19 protein-coding genes are annotated in these 20,809 nt (G+C 45.3%); 16 read left to right on the top strand and 3 right to left on the bottom strand.

Annotated features, from left to right (window positions below; translation table 11 throughout):
- The first annotated feature begins 105 nt into the window (after positions 1 to 105).
- The 7 genes from tyrR to LNL84_RS00065 all read left to right on the top strand — a co-directional run bounded on the left by tyrR (position 106) and on the right by LNL84_RS00065 (position 6,841).
- On the top strand, positions 106 to 1,647 hold the full coding sequence (gene tyrR / locus LNL84_RS00095) for a transcriptional regulator TyrR (protein WP_244354061.1): 1,542 nt from the start codon (positions 106 to 108) through the stop codon (positions 1,645 to 1,647).
- Complete coding sequence (rimJ, locus tag LNL84_RS00090) at positions 1,647 to 2,228, top strand: ribosomal protein S5-alanine N-acetyltransferase (RefSeq protein WP_244354060.1); 582 nt, start codon at positions 1,647 to 1,649, stop codon at positions 2,226 to 2,228. Before tyrR ends, rimJ begins: the two co-directional genes overlap by 1 nt.
- A gap of 86 nt (positions 2,229 to 2,314) precedes the next feature.
- On the top strand, positions 2,315 to 2,788 hold the full coding sequence (locus tag LNL84_RS00085) for a DUF2947 domain-containing protein (protein ID WP_244354059.1): 474 nt from the start codon (positions 2,315 to 2,317) through the stop codon (positions 2,786 to 2,788).
- A 242-nt stretch (positions 2,789 to 3,030) separates the two neighbouring features.
- Positions 3,031 to 3,420 carry a universal stress protein gene (locus LNL84_RS00080; RefSeq protein WP_244354058.1) on the top strand — a complete coding sequence of 130 codons (390 nt, stop codon included), beginning with the start codon at positions 3,031 to 3,033 and terminating at the stop codon, positions 3,418 to 3,420.
- A 196-nt stretch (positions 3,421 to 3,616) separates the two neighbouring features.
- On the top strand, positions 3,617 to 5,038 hold the full coding sequence (locus LNL84_RS00075; RefSeq protein WP_244354057.1) for an SLC13 family permease: 1,422 nt from the start codon (positions 3,617 to 3,619) through the stop codon (positions 5,036 to 5,038).
- The gene (locus LNL84_RS00070; protein WP_244354056.1) at positions 5,035 to 6,381 is read left to right on the top strand and encodes an ATP-binding protein; all 1,347 of its coding nucleotides are present in this window, start codon (positions 5,035 to 5,037) and stop codon (positions 6,379 to 6,381) included. The genes LNL84_RS00075 and LNL84_RS00070 overlap by 4 nt, the downstream gene beginning before the upstream one ends.
- On the top strand, positions 6,368 to 6,841 hold the full coding sequence (locus LNL84_RS00065) for a response regulator (RefSeq protein WP_244354055.1): 474 nt from the start codon (positions 6,368 to 6,370) through the stop codon (positions 6,839 to 6,841). Before LNL84_RS00070 ends, LNL84_RS00065 begins: the two co-directional genes overlap by 14 nt.
- A gap of 47 nt (positions 6,842 to 6,888) precedes the next feature.
- Here LNL84_RS00065 and LNL84_RS00060 read toward each other — a convergent pair whose 3' ends face one another.
- Entirely contained in the window at positions 6,889 to 7,989 is a 1,101-nt protein-coding gene (locus LNL84_RS00060; protein ID WP_244354054.1) for an AI-2E family transporter, read from the bottom strand.
- Positions 7,990 to 8,871: 882 nt separating this feature from the next.
- Here LNL84_RS00060 and LNL84_RS00055 point away from each other — a divergent pair.
- On the top strand, positions 8,872 to 9,384 hold the full coding sequence (locus tag LNL84_RS00055; RefSeq protein WP_244354053.1) for a DUF2058 domain-containing protein: 513 nt from the start codon (positions 8,872 to 8,874) through the stop codon (positions 9,382 to 9,384).
- 55 nt (positions 9,385 to 9,439) lie between these two features.
- Here the strand turns inward: LNL84_RS00055 and LNL84_RS00050 are convergent, their stop codons facing one another.
- Entirely contained in the window at positions 9,440 to 10,810 is a 1,371-nt protein-coding gene (locus LNL84_RS00050) for an L-cystine transporter (protein WP_244354052.1), read from the bottom strand.
- Positions 10,811 to 10,973: 163 nt separating this feature from the next.
- Positions 10,974 to 11,660 (bottom strand): NAD(P)H-binding protein, encoded by a 687-nt coding sequence (locus tag LNL84_RS00045; protein WP_244354051.1) that lies wholly within the window; start codon positions 11,658 to 11,660, stop codon positions 10,974 to 10,976.
- Between the two features lie 579 nt (positions 11,661 to 12,239).
- Between LNL84_RS00045 and cobT the strand changes: the two genes are divergently transcribed.
- The 8 genes from cobT to LNL84_RS00005 all read left to right on the top strand — a co-directional run bounded on the left by cobT (position 12,240) and on the right by LNL84_RS00005 (position 19,865).
- Positions 12,240 to 13,262, top strand: coding sequence for a nicotinate-nucleotide--dimethylbenzimidazole phosphoribosyltransferase (gene cobT / locus LNL84_RS00040; protein ID WP_244354050.1), 1,023 nt, complete (start codon positions 12,240 to 12,242; stop codon positions 13,260 to 13,262).
- Complete coding sequence (locus LNL84_RS00035) at positions 13,262 to 14,044, top strand: adenosylcobinamide-GDP ribazoletransferase (protein WP_244354049.1); 783 nt, start codon at positions 13,262 to 13,264, stop codon at positions 14,042 to 14,044. Before cobT ends, LNL84_RS00035 begins: the two co-directional genes overlap by 1 nt.
- Before the next feature lie 8 nt (positions 14,045 to 14,052).
- Positions 14,053 to 14,619 carry a bifunctional adenosylcobinamide kinase/adenosylcobinamide-phosphate guanylyltransferase gene (gene cobU / locus LNL84_RS00030; protein WP_244354048.1) on the top strand — a complete coding sequence of 189 codons (567 nt, stop codon included), beginning with the start codon at positions 14,053 to 14,055 and terminating at the stop codon, positions 14,617 to 14,619.
- Positions 14,609 to 15,220, top strand: coding sequence for a histidine phosphatase family protein (locus tag LNL84_RS00025; protein ID WP_244354047.1), 612 nt, complete (start codon positions 14,609 to 14,611; stop codon positions 15,218 to 15,220). The genes cobU and LNL84_RS00025 overlap by 11 nt, the downstream gene beginning before the upstream one ends.
- A 17-nt stretch (positions 15,221 to 15,237) precedes the next feature.
- Positions 15,238 to 17,040, top strand: coding sequence for a M3 family oligoendopeptidase (locus tag LNL84_RS00020; RefSeq protein WP_244354046.1), 1,803 nt, complete (start codon positions 15,238 to 15,240; stop codon positions 17,038 to 17,040).
- A gap of 214 nt (positions 17,041 to 17,254) precedes the next feature.
- A complete protein-coding gene (locus LNL84_RS00015; protein WP_244354045.1) occupies positions 17,255 to 18,283 on the top strand; it encodes a succinylglutamate desuccinylase in 1,029 nt (342 codons plus the stop codon).
- Positions 18,284 to 18,854: 571 nt separating this feature from the next.
- Positions 18,855 to 19,205 carry a hypothetical protein gene (locus tag LNL84_RS00010; protein WP_103879588.1) on the top strand — a complete coding sequence of 117 codons (351 nt, stop codon included), beginning with the start codon at positions 18,855 to 18,857 and terminating at the stop codon, positions 19,203 to 19,205.
- Positions 19,206 to 19,349: 144 nt separating this feature from the next.
- Positions 19,350 to 19,865, top strand: a complete 516-nt coding sequence (locus LNL84_RS00005; protein ID WP_244354850.1) for a hypothetical protein — start codon at positions 19,350 to 19,352, stop codon at positions 19,863 to 19,865.
- Positions 19,866 to 20,809 lie beyond the last annotated feature (944 nt).

The following is a 20,809-nucleotide window of genomic DNA, read 5'->3' as shown; positions in this document are numbered from 1 at the left end:
TGAAACAGCTCACTGACTTAGTGGGCTGTTTTTGTTGACGGCAATCAAAGCTTCGTACACACTTACTGTCAACTTTTCGTGACACCTTAATTAAAGGAAGCAGACGTGCGTCTAGAAGTGTTTTGTGAAGATAGGCTTGGCTTGACTCGAGAGCTGCTCGATATCCTAGCTTCAAATGAAATAGACTTACGTGGTATTGAAATCGATACCATTGGCATCATTTATCTCAACTGTCCCGATATAGACTTCGAGACATTTCGTGAGTTAATGGCTGAGATCCGACGTATTTCGGGGGTCAAAGACGTTCGAAAAATTCAGTTTATGCCGAGTGAAAGGCACAATACCGAACTGGTTGCCTTGCTGACTAATCTTCCATATCCCGTATTGTCAATCAATCTTAAAGGTGGCGTGGATATGGCCAACCATGCAGCGTTGAACTTATTGGCAAAAAGCGAAGAAGAAGCGTTAGGTCAACATATTACTCACCTATTACCAAGTTTTAATTTTAGCAAGTGGATCGAAGGCGATATAACGCGCCAGCAGCAAGCAATAGTTGTTGATGGCCTAGATTTCAGCATGGAAATGTTGCCTGTTTATATTACCGGTGAATCCAATGAAACTGTACTTGCTAGTGCGGTAATGAGTATTCACCCAACGGGTAAGCAAGTCTCTACCCCATCATTATCTGAGCAAAGCAACTTAGGTTTCGAACATTTTGTGGGGGTCTCTAATCGTCACAAGGCGCTCATGAGCCAGGCCAAAAAACTGTCGATGTTAGATCAACCATTGCTTATAGAAGGTGATACAGGCACGGGTAAAGAGATGCTCGCCAAAGCGTGTCATAACCGTTCTAATCGTTCCTCTGCACCGTTTTTAGTGTTGAGCTGCGCATCTATGCCAGATGATGTTGCTGAAACCGAATTGTTTGGTCATGCACCGGGCTCGTTTAATCACGAACATGGTCACAAAGGCATTTTCGAACAAGCGAATGGCGGCACCGTGTTGCTTGATGAAATTGGTGAAATGAGTGCCCACTTGCAGATAAAACTGCTGCGCTTTTTACAAGGCGGCACGTTCAGACGTGTCGGTGAGGAGCATGAAGTTCATGTCGATGTTCGAATTATTGCATCAACACGACACAACCTTGCCGATCTTGCAGAGGCGGGGGACTTTAGGGAAGATCTCTATTATCGACTCAACGTGCTGACATTAACTATCCCACCGCTGTGCGAAAGAGCGAGTGATATTGCGCCTCTTCTTGATCTTTTTGTCGCAAAGCACAGCCAACAGCTAGGCATGATGAAACCCGATCTTGATGATGATTTAATTAAAGAATTATCGGGTTACCCTTGGCCGGGCAATATCCGACAGCTCGACAATATGGCGTTGCGTGCCTTAACACAAATGAGCGGCAACAAATTACAAATTGAACACTTTGATTTGCCGAAGCTCGATATGGTGGGAACAGGGGCCGTTAGCATTAATGTCGATGGCTCCCTTGATGACATCATGAAAGAGTATGAGTCACAAGTGCTAGAAAAATTGTTTCAGTCGTTCCCATCAAGTCGAAAATTGGCAAAGCGACTCAATGTCTCGCACACATCAATTGCCAATAAACTTAGAGACTACAATATCAGGAAGAATTGATGAAAGATTTTAGTTCTTCATTACGTCTTCATAAGGAACATGAAGGTATCGTGGTGCGCTGCTCTTTGCCAGGTGACGCACACACTATCGCGAACTACTTTCAAGCGAATAAGCGTTTTTTAGCGCCTTGGGAGCCCGCTCGAGATAGTGACTTCTATCGTCCCGAAAACTGGGCGGCGAAATTGATCAAACTCGATGAGTTGCATCGTTTGAGTTTAGCCTACTACTGTCTGATATTGGACAGTGAAACTCAAGAAATGCTGGGAACCGTATCATTTAGCAATTTGGTTCGCTTTCCATTTCATAGCTGCAATCTTGGCTATTCATTGGCAGAGAATGCACAAGGCAAGGGTGTAATGCGAAAAGCGTTGGCTATGGCGATCCCTTACATGTTTGATATCCAGAACATGCATCGAATTTCTGCCAGCTATATGCCTAGAAACAAACGAAGTGAAGCGGTTTTGCAGCATCACCAGTTCGAAAAAGAAGGGTTTGCCAAGGATTATTTACTGATAAACGGTCAGTGGGAAGATCACGTCCTGACTTCTCTAGTCAATCCACATTGGTTGCCAAAAGAATAGATTAAGGTCACTTAAAGAAGTGGTCTATCATGATAGTTAAGCAATACAGCAAGTATTGCACCTTATTAGATGTTAGAGGAAGTTGAATGTCGTACATGACTTTGGAGCAATACCAAAGAAAATGGATTTTTACTCATCAGTCGATGCCAGTACCGGAAGAAGACTGGTGTCATATCAAACCGATGACTGAAGCAAGAGCGGCACAATTCTGGAAAGAAAATGTCAGTGCACAAAGTCCGGACTCCGAACGAATGAGTAACCAAGATTGGCCAATGAAAGCGTCGAATTGGGATTCAGAGGTGAACTGGATGTCTGCATGGGACTCCGAGAACGAAGAACTACCAGAAGAAATTGAGTCATTCTTAGATTGGCAAGCGGACGTTACGGTGTATTTTTGCTATGAAAAATACAACATCATCGAGACGAAATGGTCGATATTTAAGAAATACTGGAAAAACTTCTTATTCTACGATGATGGTCCGATCTTATTAGGGCGTCGTCGCAGTCAGGCGCTGTGGTTTGCGACTAATGGGTCTGTGAAGCTCGGAAACCGCAGTTAATCACCAGTTAGTCAAGCATCACCAATGACCGAGGTGTCTTCATTTCGGTCATTCACTATCGTAATCAAATTAATTTCTCCGTTCTCAAAATCGCCCTCCCAATATTCTCTTTAACGAATGCACCGGATAAAAAATATTCGTTTGTAGAGTTAACAGCCTCGATATTCTAATATTCATCACTTTAATAAGCTTTGCAGTGCTAGACTTACTTTAGATAGACCACCCTCAACGGGAGATACCAAATGAGCTATAAGCACATATTAGTAGCTGTGGATTTAACTCAATCTAGTCAACTCGTGATTGATAAAGCGATTTCATTGGCAAAAGACGCCAACAGCAAACTTTCTTTTGCTTATATCGATGTCGATAAAGTCATTATTGAGCCCAAAGCAGAGCAAGGTTTCCAACATGCGCTACAAACATTGGCAGAAAAAAGCGACTATCCCATTTCAGATACCTTTGTTGCGGTTGGCGATCTTCATATGAAACTCTCAGGGATAGTAAAAGAAACCAATGTCGATCTAGTGGTGTGTGGTCATCGCCATAAAGTAGCGAGTCGGCTATTCTCTTCGGTTCCTAAAGTAGCGAACGCGGTAGAAGCCGACCTTCTGGTGGTCTATCTTGAGGGTTGAGCAAGCGAATGACATAGCAATAATTCATGAAAGTTAGCGATGGCTGTAATGTCACAGGCGCGGTGTATAAACTGTAGGTTGATTCACAGAACAAGAAACTCATTGATATTTATTTCAAAAAATTGATCTGACGCTAAAGTGTGCATAGCAAAGGAACGGATACTGTGCGCAGTAGACGATTCTCAGGACGAGTAGCATGAAGCGCGATCAGCTAAAGTACATTATTCCTCTGGTAATACCCCTTATAGTATTGCTTTTACCCTTATCAGCCTTTCCCTTCGAGGGCATCACCATCATACAACAGCGAGTGATCGCTATTTTCTTGCTAGCCGCTTTATGCTGGGTATTCGAGCCGATTCCAATCTATGCAACTTCTGTGGTGATCATCGTTCTTGAGTTGCTTATGTTATCTAACAAAGGCATTTATTGGTTCCGAGCAGACGAGGGGCAAGCACACTTTGGAGAGTTGCTGCAATACAACGAAATCATGGCCACGTTTGCCAGCCCAATCATCATGCTGTTTTTAGGCGGATTCTTCCTCGCGATGGCGGCGACCAAATACCGATTGGATGTCAACCTAGCCCGAGTGCTATTGCGTCCGTTTGGCAGCGATCCTAAATACGTCATGTTGGGCTTGATGCTGATCACAGGTGTGTTTTCTATGTTTATGTCCAACACAGCAACCACCGCGATGATGTTGTCGATACTCACACCAGTGATTGCTGTATTTGGTCCTAAAGATCCAGGTCGCGTAGCCTTTGCTTTATGCATTCCAGTCGCCGCTAACATCGGTGGGATAGGTACCCCAATTGGGACGCCTCCTAATGCGATAGCATTGAAATATCTGGTGGGTGACAGTTATATTAGCTTTGGTGAATGGATGGTATTTGGGGTTCCGTTTGTCGTTGTTATGATGGCGCTGGCATGGTTCCTTATCAATGGTATGTACCGAGCAGATCAGCAAAAGATAGAGCTTTCAATTAAAGGCAAATTCTTAAAAACGCCGAAAGCCATCATGGTTTACATAACCTTTTCCGCCACCATAATTTTATGGCTCATGGGTTCGTCACACGGCATGAATTCCTATACAGTTGCTTTGATCCCAGTGGCTGTATTTTCGCTAACGGGTATCATCAATAAAGAAGACCTCAAGAGAATATCTTGGGATGTATTGTGGTTAGTCTCGGGTGGTATCGCACTTGGCCTAGCACTCGACAAAACAGGTCTTGCCAAGCTTGTGGTGCACAGTATTCCATTTGATGCGTTTTCGCCTTATTTGGTGTTATTTGGCGCCGCTTTTTTATGTTTAATCATGGCGAACTTCATGTCTCATACCGCGACGGCCAACTTGTTAATGCCAATCATGGCAGCACTGGGTATGTCGATGACGTCACTGGCACCTTTGGGAGGTGAAATTACGCTTATTCTCGTGGTGACATTTGCTGCGTCTTTAGGCATGTCTCTGCCCATTAGTACGCCGCCCAATGCGTTGGCGCACGCGACAGGGAATGTACAAACCAGCCAAATGGCACGTGTTGGTATTATTCTTGGTGTCGTTGGCGTGTTATTAAGCTTTGTACTGGTATGGTTGCTTCATGCAGTAGGGCACATTGGATGAACGCTGACGCGACCAATATAGACGTACTCATAGAACATTACTTTTCTGATGAAAATCGTCAAATAACAATAGAAAAACAGCAAGTTGTGATTCGACAAGATGGCCATAACGACAGGCTCTATTATGTAATAGAAGGCGAATTAGAAGGCTACTTTGAAGATGATATCAGTGGCAAATTGACCAAATTGTTTAGCGCAACCAAGGGCGCTTTTTTCGGAGTGCACAGTTTTTTTTCGGGTTCGTGGACATCATCTTCAACGGTGATGACAAAGAGTCAGGTTACGCTGGCGTGGATAGACAAGCAAACTGAGCCTGTTTCACCAGACACCCTAGGTCCTCTGAACGCTCAGTTTATGCCCGTGATGGTGAATGAACTGTCACGTAGACAGCGGCGGGCCACCCAAGAATCTTTGGCAAAAGAAAAGGCTTTACAAAACCTGCACACGGCCGAGCAGATGACTACGTTAGGGCAACTGGCGGCAGGGATAGCTCATGAGCTAAATAACGCCATTGGAGTGGTCAGTAGCAAAGCAGAGCGACTTGAGGGTGTTATGATCCAACTGCTTGAAGAAGTGGACCCGCAAGCGAGTCAGTTTTTTGATTTAGGGCTTATGAATGGTCAGGTGGCGTCATCGAGTGAAATTCGAACGCGCGCGCGCGAACTTGAAAAATCGCTTGGCCTGCCTCGTACTCTGGCCAAAAGTTTGGCCAGAGCAACAACCAAAGACAGTGAATTAGGTGCCTGGCTAAAACAGCCAGAGCTGGCACTGCAGTACTGGGAGTTTGGACGAGATCTGCATGACTTACGTGTCGCAGCCCGCCATTCCGTGGGCATTGTTAAATCAGTCAAGCAGTTAGGCCGCAGTGACACGCAACCTGATGAAGTGATCGATGTGAATGACAGCATAAACAAGGCATTGTCTTTGCTGCAAAGCGATCTTCGTCGAGTATCAGTACGCATTCGGCCTGCACATGTGCCTTTACTTAGTGGTTCCGTGACTGAGTTAGTGCAGATTTGGAGTAATTTAATTAAAAACGCGTGCGATGCCATGCAAGAAGTGGAATCGCCAAAAATAGACATTCAAACGAAAGTCATGAATGGACGAATTTCCGTGACGATCGCTAACAATGGCCCTGAGATAGATGAATCAATAAGACGAAAGATATTCCAGCCAAACTTTACCACCAAGAAAGGGGGGCTATCGTTTGGATTAGGGCTGGGGTTAGCCATCGTAAAACGAATCGTAAGTGAATATGGTGGCTCAATTGCGGTAAAAAGTAACCGCGAAACCACTGTATTTCGAGTCAAATTACCTGTAGGAGAAGCATATGGAAAAGCTTAATGTTATTTGTGTCGATGATCAGCGAGAAGTGTTGAGCGCGGTACTACAGGATTTAGAAACGCTAGAGGAGTGGCTCAATATTGAAGACTGTGAATCGGCTGATGAAGTCTTAGAACTGATGGATGAACTTGATGCTCAAGGTGAGTACGTCGCGGTGATTGTTTCGGACCATGTGATGCCCGGTATGACAGGGGTTGAGCTGTTAACCGAAGTTTCCAAAGATAGCCGGTTTAAGGTGACCAAAAAGGTATTGCTCACTGGGCAAGCCACGCACCATGACACCATCACCGCAATCAATACAGCTGGTGTGCGTCGTTACTTTGAAAAGCCATGGAAAGGCAGCGAACTGACTGAATGTGTCAGATCTCTTGTGACAGAGTATATTTTTGACATGGGCTTTGACTATCAACCGATTCACCAATACCTCGATCAAACGGTGGTGCTGGACAGGTTAAGATAAGAAAACGCGCCTTAGGGCGCGTTTTCTTAACGGTTTAAAGTGATGACTTAGGGATCTTTCGGATTATCACGCAAAGCTTGTTGCTCTAGACTTAGCCAAAACATAAATAGCTCGTACCAAATTGCGAGGATAATCGCGCCGAGGAAGAGCCCGATGATACCCGCATACAGCATACCACCGATCGCACCAACCAGAATGATGGGCATAGGCACGTCCACGCCACGACCCATCAGCATGGGCTTTAAAATGTTGTCTGATAAGCCACCAGCCAACGTCCAAATGGCAAAAATAGTGGTATCGATGGTATCGCCAGTAGAGTAAACGTAAAAGATCAGGGGGGCGACCACAATCAGTGCCGGAAGTTGAGCTATGCATATGATGAGTAGGGCAAGGGTGATGATTTCAGCACCCGGTACACCATAAACAAACATTGCCGAGCCAATGACAACCGTTTGGATGAACGCTACACCTATGACCCCTAGCAACACACTGCGAATGGTAGCAGCCATTAATTGAGCCCACTGCTCGGCCTTTTGCCCAACAGCCCTGATGGCAACCGTTTGTAAAGCGGCAGAGATTTTCTCGGAGTGAGTCATAAAGCCTGCTGCGATCGCCAACGCAATAATAAAAAATACCAAACTTGATACCGCACTACCCAGCGTAGACGCAAGGGTGCTGGCGACCACTTTTATCTCAGGCAAGAAGGTTTGAAAAGCCTTTTCAAGGTTGGTTGAGAATAGGTGCCACACTTCAAACAACTTGTCGCCAATTAGCGGAATATCAGCAATTTTTTGAGTGGGTCCAGGAATGCGAATGTCTCCGGACTGCAGCACCTGCGTAGTTTGAGCGACACCCTCGTACACAGAGCCTGACACTAAAATGAACGGCGAGATGAGTAGCGCTATGCCAGATAGCGACAATAAGCTGGCTGACAAGCCGCGCCTTCCTCGAAGCAGCTTTTCTATTCTTACGGTTAATGGCATTAGGGCGACGGCGATGATTGCTCCCCAAACCACAGGAATAATAAAGGGTTTAATGATCCCGTAGGTGAAAACCAGTAGCATCAAAAGTAAGCCGATCCGGATAGCGGATTCGACCATATTGTTGATAAAAACTTTACTTTGACGTTGCTCCGATTTTTTATCCATGAAAAGTATCCTGATACTCGTTGATATTGCCCCCTTAAGAGGGGCAATATCACAATGATGATTAACCATTACTATAGACAGAAAAACAGAGAGTTACATCAAAATTGGCTAACATGGGAAAGACCTCACAGTAGAGGAGAATGAATGCGGGTTGCAATAGAAGATAGCGTGCATGATGGATTTGTAGTGAATAAATATTCACTCTTGGTATGGGTAACTATGATGGCTTAGTTGATATGGTTCGCCTAAACATTAAGAGTTTGTTATGCACTTGCTTTGCGCATTACCCTGGTTACTAAAGCGAACCATACAATTAATTTCAGCAGCGTTTAAGCTGCTGTACCAACAATAAAGCCGATTGTCGTAGAGACAACTATGATGGTTAAAATAGCCATTGGTAGTTCCTTATAGTATGTCACACTAGCCTTTGTACCGTTCTCGATACAGGTCAAGTATACGCCACAATATGAGATTTGTTTGCCGTTTGCAGGGTTCACGAGCATGCCATCACACGCGACATTGACGCAATTTAACAGCCAAGATTACGAGCGTGTTGTTTACTGTTATGAAATCTAAGCAGAAATAACCGCAATCAAGGGCAAGTGCGTTCAAAGGAGTGGTCAGATACTCATTCATAATTTGGAAATAAAAAGTCAGTGGTCAGATGACCTAGCCATAAATAGTGAATACCAAACACCTCGATTGTTCGGAAAACCCGAGTTCCGGTAACTCTTTTTGTTGTTCGCTGCGATTGTGTTTGTGGCTTTTCTCTATGGTGTAGTAAGAGACTAACGTCAATCACTTTGCTAGAATAGCCTCAGGTGTTTTACTCAGTGCGCTGCATTGCATCGCAAATGGACAATCGTATTAAGGTGAATGAACTTGAGCTTAAAAGATCAATTACTCAAAGCCGGTCTGGTGAATGAAAAAAAATTAAAGAAGGCCAAAAAAGGGTCTAAGAAAAGCCGCACACAAGCGCGCGAGGCAAAAGCAGCGGTTGAAGAAAACCGACAAGCTCAGCTCGAGCGTGATGTCGCGTTAAACAAAGAACGTGAGCAAGCCAAGTTGGCAAAAGAAATTCAAGCTCAGGTTAAGCAGTTGATTACTATGAACAAAATTACTGACGCTGATGGTGACCTAAAATACAACTTTACTGATGAGACGCTGGTTAAAAGCCTCTATATCAACGAAGCGACTCATAAACAGCTGGTGAAAGGTCACTTGAGCGTTGCTCGTGACGGCGAAAGCTACGCTATTATTCCAACCGTGGTTGCCAACAAAATCGAAGAACGCTCTCAGGACTTTGTGATTCAAAACAATACGCCTACAGAAGATGTCGTCGACGAAGATGATCCGTACAAAGACTTTGTCGTACCCGATGATTTGATGTGGTAATAAAAAAGGCACCGAAAGGTGCCTTTTTTAATCATTGATTCTTAAAACGGGTAACTTAAGCTTCTGCTTGCTCTAACTTATCAGCCTCTTTTTTGCCCAGCAAGCGGCTCGCGATGGTGCCTGCTGTCATCGCACCAGATACATTGAGAGCAGTACGGGCCATATCAATTAGAGGCTCGATAGAGATCAATAAAGCCGCAATCGTAACAGGCAGCCCCATCGCAGGCAGAACAATGAGTGCAGCAAAAGTTGCACCACCACCAACTCCGGCAATGCCGAAAGAACTTACCGTAATCATTGCCACCAAAGACAAGATGAAATTGATGTCCATTGGATCAATCCCCACTGTTGGGGCAACCATAACAGCAAGCATCGCTGGGTAGATACCGGCACAGCCATTTTGACCAATTGTTGCACCAAAAGAAGCCGAAAGGTTTGCAATCGCTGGTGGCACGTTAAGCTTGGTAACCTGTGCTTCTACATTCAAAGGGATGGTGGCTGCGCTACTGCGAGAGGAAAATGCAAACGTCAGAACCGGCCAGATCTTCTGGAAGAACTCTTTTGGGTTTACGCCTACCAGCGATACCAGTAAACCGTGTACAACGAACATCAGGAAGATGGCGAAATACGAAGCGACAATAAAACCAAGTAGGTTCAGAATGTCAGACGCGCTCGATGTTGCCACCACTTTAGCCATTAGAGCGGCGATGCCGTATGGCGTTAATGCCATGATCATTTTCACCAAACGCATGACAACAGATTGAGTCGCGTCTACGAATGTACGAATTGGAGACTCAAGCTCTTTTTTCTCGTTCATCACTTTGCGAGCAGCAATACCCGTAAGTACGCCAAAGATAACCACTGCAATGATAGAGGTTGAGCGTGAGCCAGTAAGATCGGCAAATGGGTTTGTAGGTATAAAGCTGACCAGCATTTGTGGGATAGTCAGATCACTGACTCGGCCGATACGACTTTCAAGAACCGCAATACGAGCTGTCTCTCGCGCCCCCTCGGTGAGCCCTTCGGCGCTTAAGCCAAATGATTGAGTTACGAAAATACCGATAATCGCCGAAATTGCCGTCGTTGCCAGCAGCACTGAAATCGTGATCCCACTGATTTTTCCTAAAGAGCCGCCTTTTTCGAGCTTAACCACAGCAGCAATCATCGACACCAACACAAGTGGCATAATGATCATTTTCAGTAGGCCAACGTAGCCCTTACCGATAACATTTACCCATTCAAGTGTGCCCGAGATGGCCGATGAGCCCTCACCGAAAATGAGTTGCAGTGATAGGCCAAATGCACTCCCAAGTACTAAGCCAAACAGAACCAAACGAGAGAGGGTATTTCCTTTTTTTTGTTGCCCATACAAGAAGTAGAGGATGCCCGAAAATACCGCAAGTGAAGCGATAACAGCAATCGACATAAAGTTATATCCTTATAGAAATGTGGATTTTTTAACCCGCTTTGAAAGTGCGGGTTTATGCAAAGAGGAGAGTAACATAGCGGGGTTGTGTAACCATTAACAATAAGAAAAAGTAAGGTCTTATATCAAAGAGTTATACATGGCTAAATGGTCAAACTTACCGTTAACTGTACTGCTGTAGCAAGCCCGTCATTTGTTTAGAATCTAGTGTTGAAACGGCTTGGCTTTGCTCCAAAAAGACGCTGTATAGCATCGATTTAGCGACATTTTCTGCAGCAATGGGTAGGTAGTTTTCTAGCGGTCCTATCATTAACGGTTTGAAAAAAGGCATGACTTTCTGCAGCATAACTTCATCCGATCGGATCAGTTTCTTGCGGCCAGCAAGAGGGCCGGGTCGAACAAAAATAACCGTGTCGAAACCCAGTTGGCCGATGCGCTCTTCTGCTTTTCCTTTGCAACGTAAGTAATGCGAGAGTGAACGAGGGGACGCTCCTAGGCTGGATACCACGGCAATGCGCTTCACGCCGAGCATCTTCATTGTTTTTGCTACATCGCATACTAAGTCGTAGTCGACTTTTTCAAGGGCAGCTTTACTACCAGCTTGTTTTCGCGTTGTGCCAAGACAGATGAAACCAATTTCCGGCGCTGTTTTGTCATCGTCCCATTGTGTTACGCGTAAACCACCGTCCATTATTGTCTCGACCTTATCGAAAGGTGAGCTTAATGGTGAGCGGCACAGGGCGTAAACTTTATCAATATTGTTACTCTCACTTAGCATGCCAATAAGATGACCGCCTACAAGCCCAGAGGCTCCTGCAATGATGGCAGTAACATGATCGTGATGTAACATACTTGCTCCTTGAGGTTGAAGTTCACTAAAGGTTACCCACCGTTAATGCATGCTTAGCTATATAGAACGGTAACTTAATAAAATATATGTGAATTCTCAGTCTTTTAAAGTGAATTTGGCTAAAAACGTGATGAAGGGGCGGTGGGTAGCCTAAAAGCAAGGTGAATAGAGTCTGTTAGCCCTCACAGAAGAGGGCTAGGTCCTTTTGGTTGTTATATCATGGACAGCGGTACGCGTTTAGTTCGCTTTTTGGGTGTCTGTTTTGGCGTTCGCCTTGTTGGACTTTTTTGGTTTGCAAACATTGTTACCTCCTCACTAACCACCTGCCATGAACATGTTGTCGTGACGCTAATCTTCTCCTTGATACCGTATGATCGAATACACTCTCTAGCTGTTCAAAGCAGGCAATCTTTCTATCTGAACCTTTAGATTGCGACCAACGTTAGCTGGTATAAATGGTTGATATCAGTACACTAGAGATTCTCTAATTATAGCTTAATGTGATGTAGATCGACTTTTCACGGGCGTTAATCTCAATAGTGGGACTTTCACAACCGCTAATATTCAAGAATGGACACTATGCTAAACAACCAATTTGATGCGCAAATATCTCAACGAATCGATCAGAAAACCAAGCCGCCAGGCGCTCTCGGGCAGCTTGAGGATTTGGCATTTAAGCTGGCGAAAATCCAAAGCCAGTCGGATGTCGTCAATAATATTCAGCTCTCTAAGCCAACGGTGTTGGTGTTCGCCGCAGATCATGGCGTTGCCCAAGAAGGCGTCAGCATTGCTCCAAGTGAAGTCACGCAACAAATGGTAATGAATTTTTTATCAGGTGGTGCGGCGATCAACTGTTTTTGTCGTTCTAACGAGCTGGAACTTATCGTTATCGATTGTGGAATGTTAAATAGCGTTGACGATGATTCTGGCCAATTGGTACTGCAACGACTTGGAGCCGGGACGAAGAATTTTGCGCAACAGGCCGCGATGTCTGCGCAGCAACTTGAGCAAGGGTTCGCCATGGGAAGTGGTATTGTTAACAAGACCATTGCATCGGGCTGTAACGTCTTAATGTTTGGTGAAATGGGAATTGGCAATACCAGTTCAGCATCAGCGATCCTTGCTGCGCTTCTACAGCTCGATGCCCAGCATTGTGTGGGGTTAGGAACAGGCATTACCCCAGAGCAGTTACAACACAAGCTGTCTGTTGTATCAAAAGGGGCAGAGCGAGTACGTGGTATGACACCGCATGACATTCTATGTGAGGTAGGTGGTTTCGAAATTGTTCAAATGATCGGCGCATTTTTAGCCGCCGCAGAGAACAACACCCCGGTGTTGGTGGACGGCTTTATTGTCTCTGTGGCAGCGTTGGTCGCGTCTCGGATAAATCCGGACTGCACCGAGTACATGATTTTTGCCCATTGTTCGCAAGAGGCGGCGCATCAGGCTGTGCTGTCGGAACTTGATGCTCAGCCATTGCTCGATTTAGGTTTAAGGCTGGGCGAAGGGACGGGCGCGGCGCTTGCCTACCCGTTAGTGAAAGCGGCAGCTGAGTTTTATAACCATATGGCGAGCTTTGAAAGCGCAGGAGTGACAGTGTAATGGGGAGCTGGCTTAAAACTCAGGCGCAGCTCTTTTTGTTAGCGGTGAGTTTTTTCTCTCGTATTCCAATTCCTTCAAATACCCCTTACTCATCGCAGCGTATGAATCGAGCCGGCCGGTATTTCGCGCTTGTCGGTGCGCTACTTGGGCTGCTATGTGCAAGTGTTTACTTCTTTTTAAACATGATTTTTGCCTCCGATGTAGCGGTGTTTTTTACTATGTGTTTTAGCTTGCTTTTGACGGGCGCATTTCATGAAGACGGGCTTGCCGATATGGCCGACGGCGTTGGCGGCGGCATGACCGTAGAAAAACGTCTGAGCATCATGAAAGACAGTCGTTTAGGAACCTATGGTGTCACCACCTTAGTGATGGCGTTATTGGGGAAATTCCTTTTGCTGTCGAATCTAGCGCAATGGACATCGCTGTTTATGGTGTGGATCACCGCTTATACTGTGAGTCGCTCGGTTGCGGCTTCTCTTATTTCGGCTCTGCCGTACGTTAGCGATGCTGACAACAGTAAAAGTAAGCCATTAGCGAGCTCACAAACCGGACCTGAACTCACTTTTCTTGTTCTTTGTGGATTGATGCCACTGATAGTTTGGCCCTGGCAGGTTGCTGCGTCATTAATTTTGGTTGCTGCGTTATTTCGTTTTGCCTTTAAAAACTGGCTCAAGCGCCGTCTTGGCGGATTTACTGGTGATTGTCTGGGCGCAGCGCAGCAGATAATGGAACTGTGTTGTTATGTGGTCCTTCTTGTTGGGCTTTCGACGGTGCAGGTATAGGAGTAGACATGTCATTTGAACTTATTCTAGGCGGTGCCCGCTCTGGTAAGTCTGCTTATGCAGAACAAAGAATCGCACAGTTACTGACGCAGCAAGATTCTGCCTTTGTTCGAAAATGCTATGTCGCAACATCGTTGGCGTTTGATGACGAAATGACGCAACGTATCGCACACCATCAAAAGCAGCGTGGCAATGACTGGGCTGAGTACGAATCGCCATTAATGTTGGCAAAACAGCTTAGTGAATTCACATCGCAAGACATCGTCTTGGTGGATTGCTTAACCCTCTGGCTTAACAACCTGATTTACGACAAAGGCGAGAGCTGCGATGACCAGTGGTTACAACATTGCATTGCTGAGCTCATTTCACAGCTTGAACAAAGTCCGGCCCATATTGTGTTGGTGTCGAACGAAGTGGGCATGGGGATCGTGCCTTTAGGGAAGGTAACGCGTTTGTTTGTTGATAACGCCGGTAGAATGAATCAAAACATAGCCGCTCAGGCCAGCCGAGTCGTGTTTGTTGCCGCAGGTTTGCCAATGACATTAAAACAGGATGAAGCCGAGTATGGTCACTGATATTTATCTGCTACGACATCAAAAAGTGTTGGGAGCGCCGGCATTGTATGGTCATACTAACGTTGCGGTTGACGACGATCTTCAGCGCGAGCTGGCAAGCACCGTTGCAGCGCAAATCGGCTCGCAGACACTACACGTTAGCCAGTTGGTGTCTTCGCCACTCATACGCTGCCATCGACTGTCGCAACTAGTGCAGCAGCACACCGAGTTACCTTTGTCTGTGGTTTCGTCTTTTCAAGAAATGAATTTTGGCGAGTATGATGGCGTGGCGTTTGATTCTATGTCACAACAAACTTGGCAACAACTCGAACCGTTTTGGAGCGCGCCGGCGAAGTGCCAACTCCCACAGGCTGAAAGCCTTGAGGCTTTTCATGCTCGAGTACAGCAAGCATTAATGGAATTAGCCTCTCAAAAGAAAAGCAGTTTGCTCATTACTCATGGCGGCGTTATTCGTGCCATATTAGCGTATGTGCTTGATCTGGATTGGCGTAACCCTAAGCTGTATTCAACGCTCGCGATTGGCAATGCGACAATTACTCATATTCAAATACATCATCAAGGCATCACTTGGCAAGTTAAGTCGATTGGTGCAGCACTATAAAAAAAGGAGCGGGTAACATGACGACCCCAAAATGGAATCTGACGGTGGCTTACCGTGATCTCAATGATGAAAAGATCCAACAAGATATTGAACTCGTCAAAAAGTCTATTCAGCTTTTGGAAGGCTTTGCGCAAGATAGACAACAAGTGTCAACGATTCAAAATGCTATCCAAACCAAAGAAGCCGCCAGCACACTATTAGCCACAATGAATACTGTCGCGACCTGTTACGCATCGACCAATGCCACCAACAGTCAGGCAAAAACAATGATTGGTCGACTTGCTCAATTAGCGTCTGAACTAGAACAAGCTTTTACTCCTTATACCGATACATTGGCGCACGCGAACTCAGAATTTGTCGAACACGTTCTTCATCATCCTGATCCCGCGGTTGCGGGCCAGGGCTTTCAGATTTCCCTATTGCAACGTGAGGCCAAGACTCAGTTGTCGGTCACCGAAGAGCAACTACTGACGGCAATGCAAGTCGATGGTAGAGACGCTTGGGGACGTTTGTACGATAACATTACCGGATCATTACAAGTTGAGTTAGAAACTAAAGAGGGCTCGGAAATATTGGGTTTCTCACAAGCGGCTAGCTTGCTGTACGGCGGCGAGTTTGCAAAGCAAGAAGCTGCGTGGAAAGGCATTCAGGTAGGCATGACTAAGCATAAAGATAGCTTTGCCGCCATTTTAAATGCCTTAGCAGGGTGGCGTCACAATGAAGCGAAAAAACGCGCTTATCAAAGCGAAGTGCACTTTTTGGATGACAGTTTAAAAGCCAACCGCATTGAAAGAGCAACGCTCGATGCCATGATGACAGCGGCAGAAAAACGCAAAGATGTTGGCCAATTAGCGGGTCGTTTAATGGCGAGCGTTCATGGGCTTGATGCGATGACGCCATGGAACCACCTAGCTTCAATGCCTACCCTAGGTGATGCGGCTGCTCAATCCTACTCATTCGACGAGGCTATCGATGTCATTAAAGATGCATTCGCCTCCGTTAATGGTGAAATGGCAGAATTTGTGCAGCTTATGGTCGACAACGGCTGGATTGACGCCGAACCATCTGATAACCGCCGCTTGGGTGCTTACTGTACTAAATTATCAGCAACCCGGACGCCCTTGGTCTTTATGACATGGGGTGGCAGCCGTTCAGACTTGTTAACTTTGGCGCACGAACTGGGCCACGCCTTTCATAACTGGGTCATGCGAGATTTGCCGCTATGCCAAACGCGTTATCCTATGACACTCGCGGAAACCGCGTCTATCTTTGCTGAGAACGTTGTTCGTGATCATCTTTTGGCCAACGCAAAGACAGCTGAAGAGCAGCTTGAAATGTTGTGGGAGGAGCTTTCGTCGGCATACGCCTTAACCATCAATATCCCGGTGCGCTATGAATTTGAAAAGCGCTTTTATGAGCAAAGACTTGATGGCGAGCTCGATGCCGAGCAGTTGTGTGAGTTGATGAGCGCAACCTGGGAAAAATGGTATGGCGACTCCATGACAGGCAGCGACCCCTATTTCTGGGCAAGTAAACTGCATTTCAGCATTTCAGAAATCAGCTTCTACAACTACCCATACCTATTTGGGTATCTATTTAGCCAGGCCGTTTATGCGCAGCGCGACGAAAAGGGCGATGCCTTCTTTGATGATTACATCTCATTGCTTCGAGATACAGGCTCAATGCTCGCAGAGGGCGTAGTTGAACGTCACTTAGGGCAAGATTTGGCCAACGAAGCATTCTGGTTACAAGGCATTGGTAAAATCGAAGAAAAGGTGCGACTCTTTGAGCGATTATTGCTAGAGGTTCGCTCAGAATAAACGACTGATCAAAAGCCGAGCGTTCGATGCCAATGGTTCCATTTTGTTAGTACCGTGCTCGGCTCTATAGATATCTGTATGTTTGTTAGCCGCTTTGTGCCACAAAGCTCGTATCCGAAAAAATATCTTCTGATTTTGTTCACTAAACGGGATCACGGCAGTATAAATTTACTCAGCGATTCATTAACATACCGCTGTTAGATAGGAGCAGCGCATGACCAATCAGTTTTTTCGACAGTCATTTCTTTTCGACACATTAGATACGACGACCGAGTTTACCGCTCAAAATACTCTCACGGAAGATGGGGTTGGGCTGAAACATTTGCACAGAGGTGTACTGGAAGTTATTCCAAAAGACCTCGATGAAAACAGCAAAAATATCATCATATCTTGTGGTATACACGGCAATGAAACCGCCCCAATGGAGCTGGTTGATAAACTGATTGATGACATCCTAAGTGGCTTTCAAAAGGTCACGGCTCGTTGTCTATTTATTATCGCTCACCCTGAATCGACCAATAAACATACCCGCTTTATTGACGAAAACCTCAATCGTCTTTTTAGCGATAAAGAACACTCGATGAACCGAGAAGTGGCCATTGCCCGTCACTTGAAATCGGTGGTCGGTGAATTTTACCAAAATACCAGGGCTGAAAGCCGATGGCATTTGGATTTGCACTGCGCGATACGCGGCTCTATGCATTACTCTTTTGTTGTGAGCCCAAAGGTACGCCACCCTGTGCGCAGTAGTGCATTGTTTGATTTTGTCGCCAGTGGGCATATTGATGCTGTATTGTTGTCGAATGCACCTTCGAGTACGTTTAGCTGGTACTCGGCAGAAAAGTTTTCGGCACAAGCCTTAACGATGGAGCTTGGCCAGGTAGCCCGCATTGGCGAAAACCAACTCGACAAATTGCTGGCCTTTGATTTGGCACTTCGTGATTTGGTTTCGGATTCCAAAGCCGAACATCTGCCACGTCCACCCATCATGTATCGCGTTTCCAGAACCATTGTTAGGTTGAATGACGATTTTGACTTCATGTTTGACGACAACGTAGAGAATTTTACAGAGTTTAAGCACGGCGAAGTGTTTGGGCATGATGGAGATAAACCGCTTATGGCCAAAAATGAACACGAAGCGATTGTTTTCCCCAACCGTAAAGTAGATATCGGGCAAAGAGCAGCATTGATGGTAGTGAAAGTCGCCACCCGCTATGAAGATGACCAGCTGATTTACGATTAAGCTCCTATCCCCCAATTTGCCATGTCAGCTTTTTATTCAAATTAGAGTAGGGCTGACTGGCGATATGTCTTGTGCTATTCCCTTCAATTTATCGATTGTTGCACCGCTAAGCAACGCAGTGCTATTCCGTATGATGCTTTTCCCATAGCGATAATATGAGCGCTGATACGTTTAATCCTAATCGCCTTTTTCTTTTCACAGATGAAGACAGAGTGGTTATCTATGCATTTTCCCGCCAATTCAACCGCCAATTTGCCTTATTTCAAATTATAATAAATAACTGTATATACATACAGTTATGTGGTTTTTGTGTACTGCCGGGAGATATAGTGCAAAATGTTGCTTATCGGGACTCTCGTCACAGTATTGGCGTGTATAACACACTGTTTAGTAAGAATTTATATGATACGATTTTACAATCTATTACATATAGAGGCGGTAGCGTGGATACCGGATATACGCGCACTTTGCCGTCTAGAGTATGTTATGCGTCAGTACGGAATTAGCGTACAAACGTTTCTCTACTTCATGATATTCTAACGCGAGATCACCCACATATAGGAGCCGAGTCATGGTAAATCGTGGTGCGTTAATGTTGAGATATTCGCAGGTAGCCGTTGATTGGTTAAACAAAGTTGATCCTGTACCAACTTCTGAGCTGACGGTTGAATCTGTAAATGAAGAGCGTACAGTTTACTTAGTAAGCAATGAAGTAGCGGACTCACCAGATAGCGTCATGGCTTGGGTTAAGCTTAACCATCTGGTGCTATTTGAGGGTGAATTATTTCAATGGTATGTGGATGAGTCGTTATGGCCAAAAAAGCGAAATTGGGCTTTGTTCCAAGAGTGGTTCACTATTGAATGTCATTCAGTTGTTGAAGATACAATGATAGGGCACCCAATCATCGATGATGACGCATAACAAATTGTTCAAGCAGACAGCTAACCGTCGGCGATTTTGGTTTGAATTGAGTTTAGTGATTACGGTGGCTTTGTTTGGGTGCAGTGGTAGTTAGCTGCTGCTTAACAAGGCGTTAAATGCACATCGAAAGTTAGGATCAAAAACTTGATTAAATCACTATTGGCAATAATCTACATTTCCGTTTTACTTGTCGGGTATCAGCTATGGGTTGCTCCCGGTGTTGTAGATAATGTTGGCTACTCTTTCTTAGGGTTTACTTTAGAGTCTAGTGATGGAGTTAAATTTTTTGCTCATGTGGCTATAGTTGCAACGTTAATTATGCTCGGGTTGAAAGGAAAAGAAATGCTTCTGGATATCCCATCTAGCATAAGGACAAACCCAGTGCTGATTGCCAGCACAAACGAAAGATTGCACGAAGTGACAGGTAGTGATTCGGATTGCGTTACATCAGTTTCGGTTAAGGGTTTCATTTTTCCTGAGGTTAATACTGGTCGTTGGATCTCAATGGGGATGCATAGCTCTCCCGTTGAGATTGCAGTTAGTCGTAAGGCATATTATTTCGCAATTATATCTGCACCATTCTTTGTACTTTGGCGTTCAAAATTCGAACTATTACTGCCAGTAATATGCTCGTTGGTTTTGTGGGAAACGTGCATTTAACAAACTGTTCAAGATGGATTCGCAACGCGTGGCATTTTCACTGTGCGTTGGTTTAAGTGATTAAGGTGGTATGCGGTAGCTTCGGTATTGCGTTGCTCACCCTTTAACAGAGCGTTAGCACACTAGTTTTCTCACTCGTGGTTTAATCGATACAGCCATAACAATGAGGCTCCTGAGTTTCGCTTTTAGTTCGTATTTATGTTCAGAAAATCAATAGCTTTCGTCAAATCTCTTTCCAGTAATTTATAAATCGCGACTTACCTCTAAGTTCCCCACTTATCAACGTTACAAATTTAAACTCAACTGGTTGAATATCGCTTTTACAGTTGTGAAAGTGGCTACTAAGTTGTGCGAGCCAACTGGCGGTAGCGTGCACAAAGGCAAAGATAGTACGGTGAGTCGTGCGCTAACAAATTGCTCAAGCAGACAGCTAACGTTCGGCGATTTTGGTTTGGTTGAGTTCAGTGATTAAGGTGGCTTTGCTTGAGTGTTGTGGTCGTTAGCTGCAACTTAGCAAGGCGTTAGCTTTCTCGGTTAAGTTCATTGGAGTAGGTGGTCATGGTTCTAGCTTTACACCTGCTCGTCAGTGCCAAATCGCAAAACCGCGCGTGCTGTTTCTTTTGCTTGGAACGGGCGTCAATCGACTTCGACTATTGTGCACTTGGCAGTTAGCTTCAGCGCAAGAGCCGTGAGTTGCCTTTAAGTATCACCATCTTTGGCAGCAAGTTGGTGGAGAGTTCAATGCTTCTGCATTGGGTTCATCGGCGACGTTGGTTTTGGAGCGTTTCTTTAAGATCTTGGTGCCAAACGTTGGCTTTATCGCACGGTAAAAGCTAACAAATTGCTCAAGCAGACAGCTAACAGTTGGCGATTTTGGTTTGGTTGAGTTCAGTGATTAAGGTGGCTTTGCTTGAGTGTTGTGGTCGTTAGCTGCAACTTAGCAA

This window comes from Vibrio gelatinilyticus, from assembly GCF_022836845.1.
GTDB classification, from domain to species: Bacteria; Pseudomonadota; Gammaproteobacteria; order Enterobacterales; family Vibrionaceae; genus Vibrio; species Vibrio gelatinilyticus.
Note: the sequence above shows the minus strand (reverse complement) of the source record. Positions and strands in the feature narration are given on the sequence as shown.